Origin of the sequence: Klebsiella sp. CN_Kp106 (genome assembly GCF_040064575.1) — a bacterium.
Taxonomy (GTDB): domain Bacteria; phylum Pseudomonadota; class Gammaproteobacteria; order Enterobacterales; family Enterobacteriaceae; genus Klebsiella; species Klebsiella michiganensis.
Genome location: NZ_JBEAIG010000071.1, coordinates 324,943 through 345,147, shown reverse-complemented (window position 1 = coordinate 345,147; position 20,205 = coordinate 324,943). Strand labels below are relative to the sequence as shown.

Annotated in this window: 15 protein-coding genes, 1 tRNA gene and 1 pseudogene; 7 read left to right on the top strand and 10 right to left on the bottom strand. The window is 51.6% G+C overall.

Annotated features, from left to right (window positions below; translation table 11 throughout):
• Positions 1-5 precede the first annotated feature (5 nt).
• From ABLU96_RS28445 to ABLU96_RS28425, 5 genes are all read right to left on the bottom strand, one after another.
• A complete protein-coding gene (locus ABLU96_RS28445) occupies positions 6-2,633 on the bottom strand; it encodes a fimbrial biogenesis usher protein (protein WP_265824466.1) in 2,628 nt (875 codons plus the stop codon).
• Between the two features lie 74 nt (positions 2,634-2,707).
• Complete coding sequence (locus ABLU96_RS28440; RefSeq protein WP_170873304.1) at positions 2,708-3,388, bottom strand: fimbria/pilus periplasmic chaperone; 681 nt, start codon at positions 3,386-3,388, stop codon at positions 2,708-2,710.
• 76 nt (positions 3,389-3,464) lie between these two features.
• Entirely contained in the window at positions 3,465-4,004 is a 540-nt protein-coding gene (locus ABLU96_RS28435; RefSeq protein WP_064405713.1) for a fimbrial protein, read from the bottom strand.
• A 72-nt stretch (positions 4,005-4,076) separates the two neighbouring features.
• On the bottom strand, positions 4,077-4,619 hold the full coding sequence (gene fimA / locus ABLU96_RS28430) for a type 1 fimbrial major subunit FimA (RefSeq protein WP_014229989.1): 543 nt from the start codon (positions 4,617-4,619) through the stop codon (positions 4,077-4,079).
• A 39-nt stretch (positions 4,620-4,658) separates the two neighbouring features.
• Positions 4,659-5,159, bottom strand: coding sequence for a LuxR C-terminal-related transcriptional regulator (locus ABLU96_RS28425; RefSeq protein ID WP_009653324.1), 501 nt, complete (start codon positions 5,157-5,159; stop codon positions 4,659-4,661).
• A gap of 802 nt (positions 5,160-5,961) precedes the next feature.
• On the opposite strand from ABLU96_RS28425, the gene ABLU96_RS28420 reads away from it, so the two are divergent.
• Together ABLU96_RS28420 and ABLU96_RS28415 are read left to right on the top strand one after the other, a co-directional pair.
• Positions 5,962-6,783 (top strand): winged helix-turn-helix domain-containing protein, encoded by an 822-nt coding sequence (locus tag ABLU96_RS28420; RefSeq protein ID WP_064405711.1) that lies wholly within the window; start codon positions 5,962-5,964, stop codon positions 6,781-6,783.
• Positions 6,767-7,252, top strand: coding sequence for a hypothetical protein (locus tag ABLU96_RS28415; RefSeq protein ID WP_046877335.1), 486 nt, complete (start codon positions 6,767-6,769; stop codon positions 7,250-7,252). The genes ABLU96_RS28420 and ABLU96_RS28415 overlap by 17 nt, the downstream gene beginning before the upstream one ends.
• 150 nt (positions 7,253-7,402) lie before the next feature.
• Here ABLU96_RS28415 and ABLU96_RS28410 read toward each other — a convergent pair.
• Positions 7,403-7,478, bottom strand: a tRNA-Asn gene (locus ABLU96_RS28410).
• Positions 7,479-7,808: 330 nt separating this feature from the next.
• Between ABLU96_RS28410 and nac the strand changes: the two genes are divergently transcribed.
• The 3 genes from nac (at position 7,809) to ldtA (ending at position 10,803) form a co-directional block, all read left to right on the top strand.
• Positions 7,809-8,726, top strand: a complete 918-nt coding sequence (gene nac, locus ABLU96_RS28405) for a nitrogen assimilation transcriptional regulator NAC (RefSeq protein WP_004852321.1) — start codon at positions 7,809-7,811, stop codon at positions 8,724-8,726.
• Between the two features lie 106 nt (positions 8,727-8,832).
• Complete coding sequence (cbl, locus tag ABLU96_RS28400) at positions 8,833-9,783, top strand: HTH-type transcriptional regulator Cbl (protein WP_014229985.1); 951 nt, start codon at positions 8,833-8,835, stop codon at positions 9,781-9,783.
• Positions 9,784-9,861: 78 nt separating this feature from the next.
• Positions 9,862-10,803, top strand: a complete 942-nt coding sequence (gene ldtA, locus ABLU96_RS28395; RefSeq protein ID WP_064405709.1) for a L,D-transpeptidase — start codon at positions 9,862-9,864, stop codon at positions 10,801-10,803.
• A gap of 120 nt (positions 10,804-10,923) precedes the next feature.
• On the opposite strand, the gene ABLU96_RS28390 is transcribed toward ldtA, so the two are convergent.
• Positions 10,924-11,529 (bottom strand): glutathione S-transferase family protein, encoded by a 606-nt coding sequence (locus ABLU96_RS28390; RefSeq protein WP_064405707.1) that lies wholly within the window; start codon positions 11,527-11,529, stop codon positions 10,924-10,926.
• Positions 11,530-11,708: 179 nt separating this feature from the next.
• On the opposite strand from ABLU96_RS28390, the gene ABLU96_RS28385 reads away from it, so the two are divergent.
• Positions 11,709-12,635, top strand: coding sequence for a LysR substrate-binding domain-containing protein (locus ABLU96_RS28385; RefSeq protein WP_064405705.1), 927 nt, complete (start codon positions 11,709-11,711; stop codon positions 12,633-12,635).
• Between the two features lie 37 nt (positions 12,636-12,672).
• On the opposite strand, the gene ABLU96_RS28380 is transcribed toward ABLU96_RS28385, so the two are convergent.
• Positions 12,673-13,671, bottom strand: coding sequence for an aldo/keto reductase (locus tag ABLU96_RS28380; RefSeq protein WP_064405703.1), 999 nt, complete (start codon positions 13,669-13,671; stop codon positions 12,673-12,675).
• 100 nt (positions 13,672-13,771) lie between these two features.
• On the opposite strand from ABLU96_RS28380, the gene ABLU96_RS28375 reads away from it, so the two are divergent.
• Positions 13,772-14,686, top strand: a complete 915-nt coding sequence (locus ABLU96_RS28375; RefSeq protein WP_064405701.1) for a LysR family transcriptional regulator — start codon at positions 13,772-13,774, stop codon at positions 14,684-14,686.
• Between the two features lie 151 nt (positions 14,687-14,837).
• Here ABLU96_RS28375 and ABLU96_RS28370 read toward each other — a convergent pair.
• Both ABLU96_RS28370 and ABLU96_RS28365 read right to left on the bottom strand, forming a co-directional pair.
• Positions 14,838-14,956, bottom strand: a pseudogene (locus ABLU96_RS28370) (molybdopterin-binding protein); the annotation flags it as partial.
• 399 nt (positions 14,957-15,355) lie between these two features.
• Entirely contained in the window at positions 15,356-20,203 is a 4,848-nt protein-coding gene (locus tag ABLU96_RS28365) for an ATP-binding protein (RefSeq protein ID WP_064405697.1), read from the bottom strand.
• Between the last annotated feature and the right edge of the window lie 2 nt (positions 20,204-20,205).

Below are 20,205 nucleotides of genomic sequence, written 5' to 3'. Positions count from 1 at the left end.
TCTCCTTAGCGGCACTCGGCGGACAGCGGGATCAGCATCTGGTTCTGTTTTTCCGGCGGCAGGCTGTAGTCAGCCTCGCAGCTGGCGTTCGGACCTTCGCCCCATTTCGCCCGCACTTTGCCCGCCAGGGGCATCCCGCTCAGGTAGACCTGGCCGTTATCGGCGACGATGCTGCTGGCCTGGCTGCCGTCAGAAGTCACCAGCGCGCCGAAGGGAACCGGCTTACCGTTGTAGATGAGAGACATCAGCAGCTTGAGCCCGACGTGGGCCTTAAACTCCGCGCGGACAATCGCGCCGTGGGTCGGCACCACGCTGGCCACCGCATCGTCCAGGTCGACGTTATCGGCCAGGCTGTTGGTGTCCAGCGCCACCCGGTTTTCCCGGTATTCGGTGGCGTAGGGCAGCACGGCGTAGCCGCGCCAGTCGGTCTGAACCCCGGTCTGGTTTTCCACTTTGACGTTGTCTGCGCCGGGGGCTTTGATCAGCACCACCGTGTCGTTCATCGGCTGGCTCAGCGTGACGCCGTCGGCGTGGGCCAGCACGCCGCCGCTCAGGCCGTAGTACAGCTGTTTGATGCCGTCGCTGCGGCTGTAGCCGACGTTGGCGTTGCCGTAGCCGCCGCGGTAGTTCAGCGCCGCGTAGCCGGTGCCTCCGCTGTTGCCCTCACCGCCGCCGGCGTAGCCGGTCTGCATGCTGTAGCTCAGGTTGTTGCCCTCCAGCAGCGTGCCGTACAGCCCGGCGAGGCTGGTGGTTCTGCCGTTCAGATCGTTGGACATGCTGTAGCTGGCGCTGGCGTGGCGCCAGGCCGATTTGCTGTCGGAACGCAGCCAGTGGCTGAACGGAATATTGACGTTGACCGCCAGCATCTGGTCGCGCCCCTGCTGCCAGGCGTTTTTGGTCAGGCTGTAGCTGAGCGTCCAGTTGATATCGTCGATGGCGGCGTTGAGTCCTGCCTGAAGCTGCTGATCGGCCTTGCCGGTGCCCCAGTAGGTCTGGTGGCTGCCGCTCAGGTAGAGCGTGGCGGTGCGCCCCAGCTGCTGGGTGACGCTAAGCTGCACTTTGCCGCGCTTGTTGTAAGCGAGGTTGTAGTAGTCGGTGAATTTAGGCTTCACTTCAATCACCCCGTCCTGGGTCTCGACGTTGTAGCCGCTCATCCGGCTGTAGGTGGTATCGGCGAAGCTGAAGTAGCCGCGGGTCGAGTAGCGGTAGCCCACCAGCTGAATATTGGTGCCGGTATCCGTCAGCGACTTGTTATAGAGGAAACGCACCGACTGCCCCTGATGCTCGCTGTCATCGGGCAGGGTGGCGTTGGCCTGGGTGATATCCAGCGACAGCGCGCCCAGGTCACCCATGTTTTTCCCCACGCCGAGGTTAAAGGCGCGGTAGCGGTCCGCCAGCTGGGTGCCGCCGTACAGCGTCCAGCCCGCCGGAAGGCCGTGCAGCAGGGTGCCCTGGAAGAACTTCGGTTTCTCCTGCTGATTGCTGCCGCTGCGGTACTCACCGGCGGTAACGGCATAGCGGGTATGGCCCTCGCGCTGGAGCACCGGAACGGACGAGTAGGGGACGGTGAACACCTGGCTGCTGCCGTCGGCCTCTTTGATGGTCACCTGCAGGTCGCCGCCGTTGCCTGCGGCGTAGAGATCGTTGATGGTAAACGGGCCGGGCGGCACCGTGCTCTGGTAGATCTCATAGCCGTTCTGTTTGACCGATACCTGAGCCGTGCCCCGGGCAATCCCGTGAATGACCGGGGCGAACCCCTTCTGGCTGTCCGGCAGCATATTGTCGTCGGAAGCTAGCTGCGCGCCGCGGAAGTTAATGCCGTCAAAGACGTCGCCGTTGGTGTAGCTATCGCCCAGCGTGAGGCGCGAACGCAGTAGCGTAATATCACGCTCAAGCCACGAGTTGATATGCTGCCATTTGTTTTCATTGGTCGTCGAACTGCCGCTGCTGCTGTAGCTCCAGGTGGTGTTGTCGCGCAGGCGCCAGGCGCCTAGGTTCAGCCCGCTCTGCAGGTTCAGGTACGCGTAGTTGCTGCTGCCGCCGACGTCGTTGTGCACGTTGTTGCCGGTGAAGTTGTAGTTCAGTAGCCCGGCGTTAATTCCGTGGTCCCAGAGCTCAGGCGGAATATAGCCGCGGGCGCGGTTGCCCATAAACGCCTGGGGCACGGTCAGATACAGCCGCTGCTGCCCGGCATCAAAGCGGGTGGTGGCGTCTTTGATCATCTCGGTTAGCGGTACGCAGGCATCCGCCGCCAGCACGTCGATTCCGGCAATGGCCGCGGTATTCACGCCCATGCTGGCCAGCTGTCCGCGGGTCAGGCAGGGGGCCAGCCCGTGGCCCTTTTCAGCGGCATTAAAGGTGATATCGCGGGTGGTCATATACCCGTCATTCAGGTAGATATCCGCGCGATAGGTACCCGGCGGCAGCTCCTGGCCCTTTTCAAAACCGGACAGATCCGCCACGGCGGCGGGATCGTCCGCCAGAAAGCGTGGGTTGAAATAGAGCTCCGCCTGCGCGTAAAAAACCGGTGAGGAAAGTAAAAGGGCAAGGGGGATCTGCGCGAATACGCGAGCAGATCCTGGAGTCATTCGCCGGGAGCCCAAGTGGTCGAGTCCATATTTCAGATGTGACATAGTCCCTCCGGTCCAAAGTCGCCCGGCCATCGTTATTTTTTTCGTTCAGGGGGAGAGCGCTGCTCCCCGGTCAGTTACTGCATGACGCCTTTCATACGCGGGGTGAGTGCGCCGTAGTCGTTAATCGTCCGGTATGTAATCTCGCGACCTGCATCGGACGGTAAACTGACGCTGGCTTCGCCCATCGGCGGGACCAGCGCATTTTTCAGCACCCGGGTTCCGGCGTTGAGCTCGGTGACCGTCTGGTAATAAGGGGTTGGGTTAATCAGCGTGAGTGAGCTTCCGCTGCGGCGGAACTTCAGCTTTTCCGCGGCCTGATCCGGCGGTAGCGCCAGTTTGGCCGGGCGGTAATAAAGCTTGATACGGCTGATAATCGCCAGCTGTAGCGTGTTTTCGCTGAGCTTTGATTTATCCATCGATGGGATTGCTTTGACGTTCATCCAGAACAGCGTTTCCCGGTCCTGCGGCAGCTGGCCATTGGTGGCATCGAGGATGCGCAGGGTATTCTCTTTCTTCCCCTGCATGGCGAACAGCGGCGGGGTAATGACAAAGCTCCCGTCTTTCGCGCCATCGGCGTTCTCTACCCATGACTGGATCAGATAGGTGCTGTCGTCGTTATTGGTCACCGCCAGCTGAGCCTGTTTTTGCCCGGCCGGATAAATCACGCGGGTCGCGCCCAGCGCCACGCCGGCCTGCGCCTGAGCGGTAAAACCGGCGGTAGAGAGCAGCAGGAGTCCTGCCAGTAAACCGCGCATCCCGCGCGTGGTAGCCCGTCTATTTTTCATGCTTATCTCTTTCTTTCTCACGGTGAATTCCTGTTACCGGCGCTGATTACTGGTAGGTCAGGGAGAACCAGGCCTGAGCATTTGCCGCTCCTCCGGTGACCTGATTCCCGGTGGAACGATATTTGGCGACAAAATGCAGCGTCGTTGGCCCCGTGTGCAGCTGCGTCCATGCCCCTGCGGGCGCATTGAGCGGGATCTGACTGCCGGTTTTATCAAACAGGGCAACGCCAATGCCGGTCGCGATCCCCGGACCCTCGCCAACCGAGAGGACGTCCGGATTTTTACCATCGGCGACGCCGTGAAACGCCACGCCAACGCGCTGGCTCACGGCGGTACTGCACTCCTGCAGGTGAATATCGAAGGGGACGGGGTTGGTGTCCTCCCCGGCCGAATGAAACCGATTGCTGCTGATTTGCCCCATCTTGATCGTCATCTGCCGGTCGCCCGCTTCAACGCGGCAGGACTCGGCAATGACTATCCCCTGAAAGCGCATGTTCCCGCCGGGCAGCATGGTGTCCCACTGGTTTCCTGCCAGCGCCAGCGGTGGGAGCAATAAAATCAACAGACCAGACTTCATTCTTTGCATCGTTATCACCCTTACTCTTATTCGGATAACGGGCCGTCCTGGCCCGACGCGCTTCCCTGCCTGATGAAAAAATTACTCGTACTGCACTTTAAAGGTGGCGTCAGCGTTAGCGGTACCGGCAGTGGCTGCGGCAGTCGCGTAGTAGCGAGCCTGGAACGGGATAACGTTGGTGCCATCGTTCAGCGTGGTTTGCGCGCCGAATGCGGCGCCATCCAGCGCCAGCGGGGTACCGGTACGGTCAAGGATCTGTACGCCGACGTTAGTCGCGCCGCCCGCGGCGGAGTTCTGCAGGGCCAGTACCGTTGGGTTGGCGCTGTCAATCGCCGTGCCGGTAAACGCGACGGAGGCTTTGGTGGCGACGGTGGTATCACAATCATTCAGCTGGATATTGAAGCCGACAGCCGTGCTGGTGTTGCCTGCGGTCGCCAGCTTTGCAGAACGAACCTGGCCTAACTGAACGGTCTGGTCGATAGAACCAGCATCAACCGCGCAGGCCGCGTTAACCACTTCCCCTTTAAAATGCACCGTACCGCCGTTCACCGTAACGGTATCGGCCAGAGCCGCAGCAGAACTCAGGGACAGTGCTGAAATAACGATAAGTGCTAATTTGTTCATGATAAAACTCCTGTTTATGAATAATCCTGAAGCTATGCTTCACTTAAAAAAACATTTATTGTTGAAAAATAACTTTTGAAACGTAATCCTGTTTTTACAACCTAATTTATTCATCAGGTTGCGGCGGTGCGTATAAATAGTCTTAAGTTTCACGCCAAACTCTTCTGCGATCTCCTGGTTGCTTTCCCCTCTGCTTAACATGCTTAACATCTGCTTTTCACGCAGGCTTAGCCGGTACTTTGTATGATAATTTCCTGAGGTTTCTTTCTTTAAAAAGAAATTCAGGATGCTTCTGGTATTACTTTTTTTGTCCAGTACGGTTATTTTTTCAAATAGCTCGGACTTATAAAAAGCTAAGTCGCTGGATGCGAAGGCAACAATGTTTTTATTTGAAAAATAAATCCACTCCGAACCCGAAAGGTCGTTAGAGTCCAAATCTATAATCAAAAAGAAATTGTCAATAAACTCTACTCCAAGCAGTTCAATCAGGCCCAGAGTGAAATATTTATCCTTAGATAAAATATTAGTTGATAGATTCATATCTGAACGCGATCTCATCCTTGGGTTGACCTTTAACTCATCGTTAATAAAACCATTCAGCGAATTGAGAGTAATCTAACATCACCCGTCTCAATGAGGCATGCAGCTGAGGCTCTAAAAGATGTAACCACTACAAAGTTATCATTTTGTGGGTGTTTTGTTTGTGATTTTCATTGTAAATGGCGTTAAAGGTTTATAATTTGTTTTTTATAGGTTTTTGTAAATTAAAAATGATAGGGTTGAGTTATCATTAAGCTCTGAACAATAGGCACACTCTTTGTATTGGAATTTTCTTAGGGAACATTCCTTGATAAACGTCTGACATCTTTATCTTTAGCCAATCAGATTTCTTTTTATCTGCCTGTGTATATCCCTATAGAGGTGTCCGGATTCTCGCTTTTACGCTGTCTTCAGGACGCTAATTCAGGCGGTGAAAATATCATCCCTGGTCATTTCATGTATCAGGTAGTTAATTGCGTGATGGTATTATTTAATCATCATTTATCTCCTCGGTTCTCACAGCTTCAGGACGCGTTCAGCTCATACATCCCGAATGATGTTCTGGTGGTCTATATTGTTTCAGGCGCAAGGTTAGCTCAGATGGGCCTGGTTACGCCGTGTGTTTCGATGAAGGCAATAATAGCATTGTGTTTTTTTTTAGTTATATGTATTCTCTTTTATTGGTTTTTAGGTGTTAAAGTTCAATTTACAATAAAGTTAAGGTTATTATCAGTATAAAATACTGCGCATGTGCCTGATGTGCGGATTGTGTGCGACTGAGGATTATTTGTAAGGCTGGTTTATGATCTACAAAATTCAAGGAACGATCCATTTCAGGAGCGATGACGGGCTGATATGGCTCGATGAAGACTCATGCGTCACGCTGACAGCCACCACAAGCCGCCTGCTTAAGTTCCTTTTAGACCACAGGGAGCATGTGGTTTACAGGAACGAGATACTTGAAAAAGTCTGGGATGCGCATGGGCTGCGGACCTCTAGCCATAGCCTCAATAAATATATTTCTGACCTGAGAGCTATCTTCAGGAATATGGGCTGTGTCGAGGAGATTATCGTTACCGTGCCCCGGGTTGGGTTTATGGTGTCCGCGAGCATACTGATTGAGAGGGTGGATAATTCAGCCCCCGTCATACGTAATGAAAACGATGCGGAAGCTATTGCGTTAAGCAGCAGCGGCTGTACACATAAGGGAACACGTAAATTTTCTGCGGGATGGGCAAAAAAGTCTGGCTATGCGCTGCTTGCGCTATTTGTGTTGGTTATCCTTTTCTGGAGCGTGAGTGCCGACCGATATCGCCTGATTTTTGCGGCCGGCCAGGATGAAGGCTATTATCTGGGAAGCATTGATTCTTGCCCGGTCAGAACTTTTAACGCCATACCGAATGAGCAACAGCAAAAGATGATGGTTCTGGTCCGCCAGCTGATCGCAAAGCAGAAAATGGTGTGCTTAGGCAACAGCATTTTTTACTTTAATATTTCGGAATCTGTATTAAAAGCCAATGAGGGAAGGATTTTTTTGGCCCACTGTATCTACTCAAAAATAAAACCAGGTGCGCTGTATTCATGTGAGAACTACTATAGGCCTGATTATGAAATTCCTGAATAACGTTAAGGTAAAGCGCGTTTATGTTCTGTTGTCAATTTTATTTGCTGTTTTTGTTTGCGGCTGGCTGATAAATCATTTTCATCAGCAAAACGATTTTGATTGTTCCGCAAATTTGCGAATTGAATCGGGCTCATTTGGCTTTGATGCAAACTTTAAAACTTTCTTGCTGATGCGGGGAAATAACAGCGGCTATTTTGACGTTTCCGGAAAAGTGATCGTCGATAACGTCAAGTACAATGTCGAAAGATCGTATCATTTCATCTATGCAAAGAAAGCTAATAACATTTACCACTTAACCCAAACGACCATCTCGAAGCGGAAAGCCGACAATATGATCGAGGGAATGATGCAAAAAGTCTTTTTTAGCCCCGATCCGGACTCGGGTCGCTATATTAAGATACAAAAGATGAAAAATGGCTGGATCGTCCGCAGCCTGTACTCACCCTCGTTTATTTGCGTAAACAATTGATATTAATAAGTTATGGGGTTTTTCCTCTGTTACAGCCAGAGGAGTGAGGCGGGTGCAGAACGCGTGCGGGGGGTTACCAAAGAAGACGATCTGGCTGAAATGAGAGAGTAAGAAAGCAAAAAGCCCGCTCGAAAGCAGGCTTCTTAAATTTGGCTCCTCTGACTGGACTCGAACCAGTGACATACGGATTAACAGTCCGCCGTTCTACCGACTGAACTACAGAGGAATCGTGTGAACGGGGCGCATATTAACGATGACCATCCCCCTTGTCAAAGCCTGAATCACCTTAACTTGTTCGTTTGCTGACAATTTCAGCAGAGTGCCTGTTTTTACGGCATTGCGCCGCCGGATGCACCGTTGCGGTGCATTTATACCCCTAATGGGGCATACCGCAATCCGCTTACCGGGCAACAAAATCGCGGTTTGCTATCAGTATCCCTTATTACGCGGCCTGCAGCGGCATTTGCGTCCCTGCAAAAAAGCTGGCAAGCAAATTGCAAAACCTTCTGCATCTAAACGGCCAGTGTTGGTACTGGTGTTCCTTACAGGAGGCAAAATGAACTTAAGACGACTGAAGTATTTTGTGAAAATCGTCGATATCGGCAGTCTGACCCAGGCCGCTGAAGTCTTGCACATCGCACAACCGGCGCTGAGCCAGCAGGTTGCGACCCTGGAAGGCGAGCTGGACCAGCAGCTGTTGATCCGCACCAAGCGCGGCGTGACGCCGACCGAAGCGGGCAAGATCCTTTACACCCACGCCCGGACTATCCTGCGTCAGTGCGAGCAGGCGCAGCTGGCGGTTAACAACGTCGGTCAGACGCTAAGCGGCCAGGTGTCAATTGGGCTGGCTCCGGGCACGGCGGCTTCGGCCATTACCATGCCGCTGCTGCAAACGGTGCGTAACGAGCTGCCGGAAGTTATGGTCTATCTGCAGGAAAGCAGCGGAACGATCCTCAACGATAAGCTTATCGACGGTCAGCTGGATATGGCCGTGCTCTATGAACGTTCCCCGGTCGCCGGGATCGTCAGTCAGCCGCTGCTGAAGGAAGATCTCTACCTGGTCGGAACCCGGGATTGCCCGGGGCAGAGCGTGGATTTGACGGCGGTTGCGGAAATGAATCTGTTCCTGCCGCGTGATTACAGCGCCGTTCGCGCAAGGGTCACTGAAGCCTTCACTCTGCGTCGACTGTCGGCAAAAATTATCGGCGAAATTGAATCCATTACCACCCTGACGGCGGCTATTGCCAGCGGCATGGGCGTCACCGTTCTGCCTGAGTCCGCCGCCCGTTCGCTGTGCAGCGCGGCGAATGGCTGGATGGCGCGCATCAGCACGCCGTCAATGAGCCTGTCGCTGTCGGTCAATATGTCGGCACGCGGCAGTCTGTCGCCGCAGGCGCAGGCGGTTAAGGAAATTTTAATGTCGCTGGTGAGCCGTCCGTCGCTGGAAAACCGTGAATTATTGTTAGTCAGTTAGGCTATATTCCTGAATGGAATAAGTTGCTGGTTTTTATTATTTGTTAGCAGGGACAACAGACTTTAACAATAGTGCATATGTTATGTCTGATAGCCCGGAGGAAAGGGTGAACTTCCAGCAACTCAAAATTATTCGTGAAGCGGCCCGTCAGGATTACAACCTGACGGAAGTCGCCAATATGCTCTATACATCGCAATCGGGCGTCAGCCGTCATATTCGTGAACTGGAAGAAGAGCTGGGGATCGAGATTTTTATCCGCCGCGGCAAACGCCTGCTGGGGATGACGGAGCCGGGCAAAGCGTTGCTGTCGATTGCCGAGCGTATTCTGAATGAAGCCAGCAACGTTCGTCGCCTGGCGGACCTGTTTACCAACGATGCGTCCGGCGTCTTAACCATCGCCACCACCCACACCCAGGCGCGCTATAGCCTGCCGCCGGTGATCAAAGCCTTCCGCGAACTCTTTTCCGACGTGCGTCTTGAATTAGTTCAGGGGACGCCGCAGGAAATTGAAGCGCTGCTGCACAACGGCGGCGCGGATATCGGCATCGCCAGCGAGCGCTTGAGCAACGACCCGACGCTGGTGGCTTTCCCCTGGTTCCGCTGGCACCACAGCCTGCTGGTCCCCAAAGATCACCCGCTGACCCAGGTGACGCCGTTAACCCTCGATGCCATCGCCCGCTGGCCGCTCATTACCTATCGCCAGGGGATTACCGGGCGTTCACGTATTGACGAAGCCTTTAACCGTAAAGGGCTGATGCCGGATATCGTATTAAGCGCTCAGGACTCCGACGTTATCAAAACCTACGTCGAGCTGGGGCTGGGCGTAGGGCTGGTGGCGGAGCAGTCAGGCGACGCGCGGGAATCTGATACCTTTACGCGTCTCGATACCCGCCATCTGTTCGATGCCAATACCGTCTGGCTGGGCCTGAAGCGCGGTCAGCTGCAGCGAAATTACGTCTGGCGCTTTATTGAACTGTGTAACGCAGGGCTGTCGCTGGAGGAAATTAAACGTCAGGCGATGGAGCCGGAAGAGGCCGCAATCGATTATCAGATTTAGCAGGATGATAAATCGGATATGAAAGAGTAAACGAAGCTATAATTCATTCACGATTATCGCCACAAAGGAAGGGAAATTGTGCGGCGTGTGAAACTGCTTTGTTCTCTTATTATGATCCTCACCAGCCAGAGCGCTCTGGCGGTGAGCTATCCGTTGCCGCCGGAAGGAAGCCGCCTGGTGGGCAGCCCGCTGACCATCACCATTCCGCAACACAATACCCAGCCGCTGGAGGCCTTCGCCGCTCAGTACGGTCAGGGCCTGAGTAATATGCTTGAGGCCAACCCCGGCGTCGACGTGTACCTGCCGAAGTCGGGCTCCACGCTGGTGGTCCCGCAGCAGCTTATCCTGCCCGCCACGGTTCGCAACGGGATCGTGATCAACGTGGCCGAAATGCGTCTCTACTACTATCCGCCCGATGGCACAACGGTTGACGTTCTGCCGATTGGCATTGGCCAGGCAGGACGCGAAACCCCGCGTAACTGGGTCACCGCCGTGGAGCGTAAGCAGGAGGCGCCGACCTGGACGCCCACCGCCAATACCCGTCGTGAATACGCCAGCCGTGGCGAAAGCCTGCCCGCGTTTGTGCCCGCAGGGCCGGATAATCCCATGGGCCTGTACGCGATTTACATCGGCAGGCTCTACGCGATCCACGGCACCAACGCCAATTTCGGCATTGGCCTGCGCGTGAGCCAGGGCTGCATCCGCCTGCGTAACGACGACATCAAATACCTGTTTGATACCGTTCCGGTCGGGACGCGCGTGCAAATCATCGACCAGCCGGTGAAGTATACCGCCGAGCCGGACGGTAGCCGCTGGGTTGAAGTTCACGAACCGTTGTCGCGTAACCGCGCGGAGTATGAATCGGACCGGAAGGTGCCGCTCCCCATCACGCCGGCGATTCAGGCCTTTGTGAAGGGCGAGGGGGGGGATGTGAATCACGCGGAGCAGGCGCTTGAACGCCGTTCAGGGATGCCGGTGGAGATTGGTCGTGCAGCACTGCACGCCGGTAGCGGTTTTTAACCCTTTCCCTCACGCCAGGCGATGTCTTCCATCAGATAACGCGCCCGCGGTTGCCGGGCGCTATCGGTTGCCGTGGCGATTCACGTTCAGGTTTTAGCTTTATCGCATTGAGCTGATGCTTTAGCTAAAGGGATGTTTTTTAAAGGCGCTATGGGTTTCAAATAATTCAGCAACGGACCGGATATGATTAAAGTCTCCCGCATGAACCACGTGAGGGATCGTTGACTGAATAAAGGTCCAGATAACCGTACTCGTTACGGCCACCTGATCGGGAACCGCGGCCGCCGGACGCTCCTCCAGCAGCCTGTTCCACTCCGTGCAGGCTGCCAGCAGCTGAGCCGTGATGCGCGCTATCCACGGATTATGCTGCTTTTCCGCCGGGCGCAGATTGTGTTCATAGACATTTTGTACCGCCTTTTCACCCGCGGCGAGAATAAAGCCCAGCGTTTGCAGATCCCTTGCCAGCGCGTCCGGCGCGACCGGCAGCAGCTTGCGCCCCGGGGCGGCCTGGGCTTCAAAATAAGAGAGTATCAGCGACGAATCCATCAGGCGAATTCCGTTATCCAGCACCAGCGTCGGCGCTTTGACCGCAGGGTTTATCCTGGAAAAGGCTTCAAAGCTGCTGAATACGGACAGCGGGTGACTTGCAAACTCGACGCCGTAGAGTTCAAGGGAAATCGCCACGCGCCTTACATAAGGTGAATCCATCATGCCAATAAGCTTCATCATGATTCCTGTTTTCCTGTGCTGGTGAAATAGGCTGGGGTTAATGCTTCATTGCCGGCGGTGAAGAAACAGTACAGTAAATTCGTCATGGCGAATATCTTCAGTATCTTACGGGTTGGGTTAGTATTACTGACAGATTGTGGGTCACGTTTTACGCGTCAGGTTGTGGGAGCGGTAACATGGCGGATTTTCCCCCTATTGCGAGTTTACGTAGTTTTGAAGCCGTGGCGCGTCTTGGCAGCGTGACGCTGGCGGCGAAAGAGCTACACGTTACGCATTCAGCCATCAGCCAGCAGATTAAAGTGCTGGAGGAGATGGTCGGCATCAAGCTGTTTATCCGTCACGGCCGCGGCGTGCAGATTAATGAAGAAGGGAGGCTGTATGCCTTACAGGTCCGCGAGGCTTTGCACCATATTGCTGATGCCACCCGGCTGGTGCAGGTCAACCCCCGCCGGCAGGAGCTGACCCTGGCGATGGTGCCCTCGTTCGGCTGCCACTGGTTGTTGCCTCGCCTGGAACGGTTTCGGGAGAAATACCCCCATATCTCGCTGCGGATACAGGCGAGCCTGGCGATAACCAGCATGCAGCAGGAAGGGGCGGATTTGGCTATACGCATGGGAAAAGGCGACTGGGAAGGAACGGAGAGCCATTACCTTTTCTCCGATCAGCTTATCGTTGTGGCCGCGCCAACCTATAACGGCGGCGTGCTCCCCCGTACGCCGTCAGAGATAGCGAAGAGCAACATTATCTTTTCCATGGAGTCGTGGAAAGCATGGTGTATCAACGCGGGGCTTGAAAGAGAGATTGTGCCAGGCGGTTTGTGCATCAACGACTCAAACCTGGTGCTGGAGGCCGTCCGGCTCGGTAAAGGTATCGCGCTGGAACGCCGCTCTTTAGTCCAGGATGCGCTCTCCAGAGGTGAGCTGGTACAGCTTACGTCTTTCACCGCCCCTTATCCGTGGCCTTACTGGCTGGTTTCATCGCAGGGCGCAGAGCAGAAAAACGAAGCCATTCTATTTAAGGCCTGGCTTGATGAGGAGGTTACCGCGTGGCGCCAGCAAACTGGCGCGGTGGAGGAGAGATGTGCGCGAGACGGTAAACCTTAGCTCCCGCCGGAAAGGCGGGAGGATTTATAGCAGGATGTTACTTATCGATTAAATGAAAATCACCCTGGGTATATCTTAATCCGTGAATATGGTCAGGGGTAAAGATGCGATCGATGAGTTTAATATCAACATCGGAAATAGCCAGGCTGGCCGCGCCGGCATTATCCTGCAAATGCGCGATTTGGCGCGCGCCGGGAATGGGGACGATATCATCGCCTTTACTCATCACCCACGCGAGAGCGAGCTGGGCCAGGGTACAGCGATATTTATCGGCCACATCCCGCAGCTGGCTGAGTAGCTGCTGGTTTTTCCGCATGGCATCGTGCTGGAAGCGAGGAAGATTGCGCCGAAAATCATCCTCGGCGAAGCCGGACCGATCGGTGATTTTGCCGGTTAAAAATCCACGACCCAGCGGGCTATAGGGCACAAATCCTACCCCTAATTCGCGGCAAGTTTTAAGAATGTTTTCTTCCGGCTCGCGGGTCCAGAGAGAATATTCGGTTTGAACGGCGGCGATCGGATGAACTTCACAGGCCCGGCGTAAAGTATTGGCAGAGACCTCGGAAAGTCCGATATGGAGAATTTTCCCTTCCTTGACCAGATCTGCCATTGTTCCCACCACGTCTTCAACGGGGACGGTGGGATCAACGCGGTGCTGATAAAGGAGATCGATAGTCTCGACGTTGAGACGTTTTAGGGAGCCTTCTACCGCCTCGCGGATATGTTCAGGACGGCTGTCAACGCCGGCCATACGCTCAAGCCCCTGACCGCCAGGAAGAATGCGGAAACCAAATTTGGTCGCAATCTGTACCTTGTCGCGAACGCCTTTGATTGCTTTTCCGATCAGCACTTCATTATCAAATGGGCCATAAACTTCTGCGGTATCAAGGAAAGTGACGCCCAAATCAACCGCAGCGTGAATGGTGTTAATTGCCTGCGACTCTTCGGCTCCGCCATAGGCAAAACTCATTCCCATACAACCCAGACCTAATGCCGACACCTGAAATTTGTTCTTTCCCAGATAACGTGTTTCCATTTTATTTTCCTCACTCGTACAATGTGCTGAAATATATACTTCCCTTTTCCATTCACAACAATTAATCTCTTTCTAATGCAGTATTTTACGGATGTTAACAATGAAAAATATTCCCGAATTGCAACATGTAGAAATGCTTAGTCTTATTGTGAAGCATGGAAGTTTTCGTCAGGCAGCAAAAGAGTTGAATATTTCTCCACCAACGTTAACTATTGCCATAAATAATCTGGAAGAGAAACTGGGCGCGAGGCTTTTAAATCGTTCTACGCGCAGTCTTTCCCTGACCGCTATCGGCCAGGAGTTTCTGAATGACGTTACTCCTGTGCTCAATGACTACAGGCGGGTGATTGATAACCTTAATGAGCACAGAGCAAAGCCGGAAGGGGTGGTGAGACTAAATTCGCCACGCATTGTGCTGGATCTCTTCTTTCAACGTTACTTCGCACCGTTCAAAAATGAGTATCCGGATATTAAACTTGAGTTATTCACCACGGACAGGAAAGTCAATATTATAGATTCAGGATTTGATGCGGGTATACGCTATACGCAAGATGTGCCTAAAGATATGATTGCCATACCCTTTGGAGAACCGCTATCTCTTATTCCAGTGGCGAGTGCGGATTTTATAAAAAAATCCGGCGCACCCTCTTCACCAAAAGATCTCGTTAATTTCAGATGCATTAATCGTTGCTTTCCTGGTGGGGATCTGTACCGCTGGGAGTTTATTAGCGCTACGGGCGTTATAACGGAAGTGGCTGTGAAGGGCGATCTGGTGATGGATTCCGATGCGGCGATGATACAGGCTGCGGAATCCGGATTAGGTATTGCCTTTGTATATGAGAATCTGGTTCAGGATAAAATTAAAGAAGGCGGGTTTGTCCGCTTGCTGTCTGATTATCGTTATCCTGCCGATCATTTTAATATTTACTATCCGAGCCGCAAACATATCCCGGTCCCCCTGAGAACATTTATAACATGGGTGATGTCGATGAATAAAAATATCCTGCAGCAATAGCATGTGAAACGGCGGGTGAAAATAGACGGGATGAAAAACTGATTTTATCACGCTATTTTGCACGGTCGATACGCCTGACGCTTCTGCGGCTTTATCGTCCGGTCGCCATCCCGCGCCGTTAGCGCTGCCCGGTACCGGGGCAGTGCGAGCGCTAAATACCGCAAAACCCGTTGTAGCCCCGATCCTCCCGGTAGCCGCCAGGGTTGGTATCGCTGACGAAAATGGCGGCGATATGCCTGGCGTTTTTGAACCCAGTTTGGTCGGCACCCGCTTTGTCATTCAGTATATGACGAATTGCCATAACGATGAGATCTTCGTCCTTGGCTCTGTCTTCACGGTTGCGGGCAGAAACAAAAGGAACACCCCAAGCTTTCGCCTCAAAAATCATTAATGGTGTTTTAGTCTTCTGATTTACGCCGACATAGTCCATAAATCGTGTTGTATCTGCTTTTATTCTGGCTTCTTCTTGAACATTACCATGGGCTCCTAATCGCCAGCCCAGACTTGTTAGCAACCGATCGAAAAACAAGATTCGAGTATCATGTTCATGGAGAGTCTTTGCACTATCTTTTGAATAAGAGTTAATAATTCCACATTCAATAAAGCGTACAATATCATCCATTAACATGGATAAATCCCAACGAAACTGATTACGAAGTTGTGCTTCGTTCACTGAATCAACTCCGGTAACCTATAAAGCAGACGCCGGGCCGCAGGCCAACCCGCTTCCATAAAGATGTCCAGACTGTTTATCAAACGGGTACGTCTGTTTTGATCGTCAAAGATGGTTTTATAATCGGCAAGAAATATCCCCATCATTTTTACCAGTTGAGCCATTCCCAGTCTTTCGTTCTGGAAACCGAGTTTCCTTCCGTGATAAAGCGCGTTAGCCAGTAGATCGAAACACTTTTCGGGCGCGACAGGAACCAGTGTTTCAAGGAGTTCGAGAAGATAGTAGATAGTGTGCGGCGTACCACAATCACCGATACGCTGCAGGTGCTTCTCAGTCTTATTCAGGAATTGCTTAAGTCCCTCATTTTTCAATGGCGGTTCGTCGGAATTATGCTTACCTTCGCAAGCGAAGCGTAGTTGCGAACAGGCTCTGTCGATGACTTCCGCACACCGTTTTACATTTTCTTTGTCAATGTCTGTCAGGTTCGTTTGTTGATAATACTTTTCCAGCTTTATTCCGGCAGCATCGATAATGTCATAAGCAATATCCAGTGCTCGTTGTCTTATTTCTATATCTTTTGGTGCGGCCTGTCCGGTAAGTCCAAGAATGAACCCTTCCCTTAATGTGAACAGAACATTATTAAGTTCATCGTTATAAATGGTGGGAGCATTAGCCCAACTTTGTAGTATGTTATAAGCACCTCTGGTCTCATGCACTCCCCAGAGAATAGTTATATCGCTGCTAACAATTTTACGAATGCGTTTTTGACGTTCTGGATCGCCACTAAACCGACTCAGTAATTTCTGAATGAGGCTGAAAATACGTGAAGGATCAACATGTAGCAAACGTCTTATACCATACGCCACAGTGTGCTCAAGAACACCGGTGTTGGTTTCCTGTTCTATCCTTTCGTTCAAATAGCGCCATACACTATCCTGATCAATATCCCATAGCCGTAAGAGGCGTACTGACGTCTGGAAGCGAACCGCCGGATGAGGATCAATCAGCATTCTTTCAATATCAGCTTTTAATCTTCCATAAAGATCGGGACGCAAAGGAATAATATCAAGGATAATCTGCGCTGCATCAAGTCTTGGTGCAGGAGAACCCCAACTGGTACTGTTTTCAAATTCTTCTTCCGTATTCTCCTTAAGTTTAGGGCCAGCAGAATGGGAAGCGATATCGAGGAATTTTAAAAAATGCGATGTGAGTTCTTCTGCCTGTTCTTCATCCGCTGCGGGCAATAACTTCTGTTCAATGATTGCATTACAGGCTCTGATAATTACGTCTTCTGCGGTAATGCGTACATAATTATGAGTATTTTCCAGGTAGAGGAGACTATGAACAGGTTCAAGGATATTGAAGATATTTTCTAATGATAGTCCGGAGGGAAGAGTATTGTTCGACTCAAGCCTCAGCGCTTCCCTTGCTGTTTTTACAGCATCGATAATAATTGTATTGTCCGGTTCTTTCTGGTCTAAATCATCAATAAAATCATAAGGTATCCCGGTTGTTACTCTGACTGGAGAAACGTTAAAAAGTCGTTCATTGCTTGATGTTTCAACGTCACACGAAAACTTTCTCAAGAAATCTCGGGCAGACTGAGTGCATAAATTCTCCGTACCGATAGCGTTAAAAAGACAACATAGCAGCTTGTTTTTTGCTTCTTCTGGATAAAGATAATCAGAAAAATCATACTGAAAAGCAGAGCTTTCTAGCTTCTCTCGTTCTTCTTCTGAGCGGCGAGTAACTCCCTTGCCCACAATATCAATGGCATCTTTACGGGTATCTTCACTTCGGATAAATATTTCTTGTGCAGCTATAGGCCACAGAAAATCAATCAGGTCGTCATCCCGTTTATTTGCAGCCAGAAAGAGCCTGCTCCAGAATACTGCCAGTGACGCTTTTTCGCAGATAAGCTTGGCAAGAATAAGTGCATCTGAACTTGGGGCAATTTGCAAACGTTGAAAAAGTTTATTAACCAGTACTTCACCGTCATGTGCGTGCTGGTTGTCTGGGTTATATGCCCAAATGTGGCTGCGATCGGTCTGAAGAATAATATTGTACCCGGAAATTGTTACATGCTCAGTAGGCGCATCCATCGGATGTCTTCGAGCAACGTAACCATCGAGAGCACTCACCGTAGCGCTAATTGCATGGCTGGGGTATTGTTCAATAAAATAAGAAAAATACTCACTAAGTGAATATCTTGCCAGTTCATAATCCTGTCGGGCATTTGATCTCAACGGAAGGATTCGACTCTCCCCCATATTTGTTTCCCGATCGTCTACGATGTCATGGCTATAGACAAATTCGAAGATACGGGCCACGAAATCCGGTGCATGTTCTCCGATTTTCTCGATGTTGTGACAAAGTGTAGGGATTTCTTCGGAGCCAAAACGTTGAAGCCGCTCAGGAGAAATGATTTGTGCCAGTAAATTACAGGAAGCCTGAACATCGGTGTCGATTGTATCTGCAACGAACGAAATAGCGTTACCGACAAAGTATTGCGGATCACTTAATGTTAAGCCATGCGAAAGCATTGCACGGCTGGTTGTACCGAGCATATTACGTAAGACTGGCTCAGCAACCTGTCTGATGAGTGGATGCAATAAGAATCGCAAAGTTTCTGCAACTTTATTGACTTGGGGCGTCAGAGCTGATACCAAATACACCCATGGCGGCAGGGCAACATTTTTTTCATCCTCAAATCGTATTGCCAGCGCGCCGCATATATGGCCCAAAGTGGTTATTATTTTCTCGTCATCAACTGCTACACGTCCAGCAAGCCAGAGCAGATCGTCCTGTTCTATGGGATACTCTGCTGCAATTCGACCGGCCGAACTACGAATAATCGGATCTCCATCTTTGTCATTGACCAGATAACTCACTGCTTGCCAAAAGCTACGATGATTATCGTCATAACTCCATATTTCCTGAAGCACAAAGCCAAGTGCGGGGGATAGCATTAATCCCTGAGCGTGTTCTTTCTGAAAATGCAATCTCCCCGCAATTAGCGCATCTGGCTCAAACGATGTCTGTGCCGCAGCATAGTCAAATAAAAGGTGATGGCGAAATTGTATCCGGCGGTCATTTTGTTCCCGATTCAATACGCCTTCATGACACAGTGTATCAAGCATGTCAGGATCCGTGCCCGTAAGCAGGGATGAAACACTGAGCGAACGCCCATCAATCATGGCATCCACTAATGTTTTTATATTTCGCGTTGCGTTAAGTCCATGTTTCCCAACTCGATGTTGCCAGTACAGTTTTAATAGTTCTGTCTGAGATGAGATAGCCGTAAACCTGACATCAGTTTCTTGCGAAACCAGTTCTGCCAGCAGTCTGGTATTAAACGGAACTTTCGCCAGATCTCGCAGTTTGTCGGAGGCACCCTCTAGGGCCGTAGCCAGAGAGGGGGATACTTCCAGTAGTTGGCGAAATTCATCATCTGACCAACGTGGGATAACAATATGGCGAACGGAAGAAAACAAAGCATCAGCACGTTCAGCAACAGGAGGGACGCCTTTAAACAAGTCACGAAGCTTTACTCCCATGCGCAGATCAAAACTACGTATTGAGGCAATGATTTTCCAACGACCACCCCAGGTCAACACCTGTTCAATGAGTGGGCGAAAAACGGCTTCTCCCTTGCCCCCTCTGGTGGCATCCAGCGCGTCTATAATCAGCCAGCCCTGAGATGGGCCATCCCACGCCTCAAGCACGTCGGTCAAACTATGCTCCAGTCTGAGTTCTCGACTCAGACCTTCAAGCGACTCAACGGAATAGCGATCAACCGCCAGCTCCAGTACATCATCTCCTCGTTCCCGCAAACTGCGTGCCAGTGCATTCAGGACTCCGCTTTTACCCGCTCCGGGTTCACCAATAATTAATAGAGAACCTGACTGCACGGCTTGTTCAACTTCGTTCTGGCATTCTCTGCGGAGGGTAACAGGTTGACCGGTCTGACTTTCAATAGCTTCATATCGATTTAGGGAATCAGCAATTTCCTGAGAATGTTGCTGAAGTTGGGCAATATCATTCTTGTATCGAGGTGGTGCTGCGAGCTCAATCCCTTTTCCTGCAAGCTCATTGCGAAATATTGACAGATCGCCGCCACCGCGATGGGACATCATTGTGCCGCAAATTTCGGTAAAAATACTCAGGACCGTCGTTGCGTCGGAATCTTTAGTAAGGCTCTGAGCAAGTTGTAAATAGGCCGGTGAAGCCATATTTTCAACATCCACGACCAAAACAACAACCAGGCGGCAAAATTCAGAAACGAGGTGAGGAGGCAGGGGCTCAGAAGTTATGTTGCCCCAGGCAGCGGAAATACAGCGTTCAAAAATGCTAAACGCCTTTGCCTGCCTTTTGTTCATTGCACCAGGACCGTGCTGAGAAAAAAGAGACAATGCTACAGGAAGTTCCTCCCGAATTGACGCTGGTGCTCTGGTACTTACGGCTAAAACCAGACGGTCCTTATCTGAATCAAGAGGCCTGTTCCATTCCAGAGAACCATTGCCATCCCGGCATGTTAACCATTGGCGGACAAATTGTTCTACAGTCCGATAAAAAGGATTTTTTTTATCATCTGAAAGCGAAAGCGTTGTTTTTGCCTGAATGGCGATAAAACCATCCGCAGATGTAGCCACCAGTATATCGTCAACGGGCGCTTCCGTTTCAAAGCGCAACCAGACAGGGGATGCTTCGCCCAGTCCTAATCTTGCATCCAGTCGGCTACCAGATAGGATCTGAGCAGCAAAGTGAGCTCCCAGTTGCTGTTGAAATAAAATGCCGCTACTGGTTGCTGCTCCACCGCCGTTTGCGGGGCCGTTCAGATTCATAT

What these genes read in the sequence shown, in the direction of transcription:
- ABLU96_RS28445 (WP_265824466.1), bottom strand. Translation starts at nt 2,633, where the DNA reads ATGTCACATCTGAAATATGGACTCGACCACTTGGGCTCCCGGCGAATG.
- ABLU96_RS28440 (WP_170873304.1), bottom strand. Translation starts at nt 3,388, where the DNA reads ATGCGCGGTTTACTGGCAGGACTCCTGCTGCTCTCTACCGCCGGTTTT.
- ABLU96_RS28435 (WP_064405713.1), bottom strand. Translation starts at nt 4,004, where the DNA reads ATGCAAAGAATGAAGTCTGGTCTGTTGATTTTATTGCTCCCACCGCTG.
- fimA (WP_014229989.1), bottom strand. Translation starts at nt 4,619, where the DNA reads ATGAACAAATTAGCACTTATCGTTATTTCAGCACTGTCCCTGAGTTCT.
- ABLU96_RS28425 (WP_009653324.1), bottom strand. Translation starts at nt 5,159, where the DNA reads ATGAATCTATCAACTAATATTTTATCTAAGGATAAATATTTCACTCTG.
- ABLU96_RS28420 (WP_064405711.1), top strand. Translation starts at nt 5,962, where the DNA reads ATGATCTACAAAATTCAAGGAACGATCCATTTCAGGAGCGATGACGGG.
- ABLU96_RS28415 (WP_046877335.1), top strand. Translation starts at nt 6,767, where the DNA reads ATGAAATTCCTGAATAACGTTAAGGTAAAGCGCGTTTATGTTCTGTTG.
- nac (WP_004852321.1), top strand. Translation starts at nt 7,809, where the DNA reads ATGAACTTAAGACGACTGAAGTATTTTGTGAAAATCGTCGATATCGGC.
- ABLU96_RS28390 (WP_064405707.1), bottom strand. Translation starts at nt 11,529, where the DNA reads ATGAAGCTTATTGGCATGATGGATTCACCTTATGTAAGGCGCGTGGCG.
- ABLU96_RS28385 (WP_064405705.1), top strand. Translation starts at nt 11,709, where the DNA reads ATGGCGGATTTTCCCCCTATTGCGAGTTTACGTAGTTTTGAAGCCGTG.
- ABLU96_RS28380 (WP_064405703.1), bottom strand. Translation starts at nt 13,671, where the DNA reads ATGGAAACACGTTATCTGGGAAAGAACAAATTTCAGGTGTCGGCATTA.
- ABLU96_RS28375 (WP_064405701.1), top strand. Translation starts at nt 13,772, where the DNA reads ATGAAAAATATTCCCGAATTGCAACATGTAGAAATGCTTAGTCTTATT.
- ABLU96_RS28365 (WP_064405697.1), bottom strand. Translation starts at nt 20,203, where the DNA reads ATGAATCTGAACGGCCCCGCAAACGGCGGTGGAGCAGCAACCAGTAGC.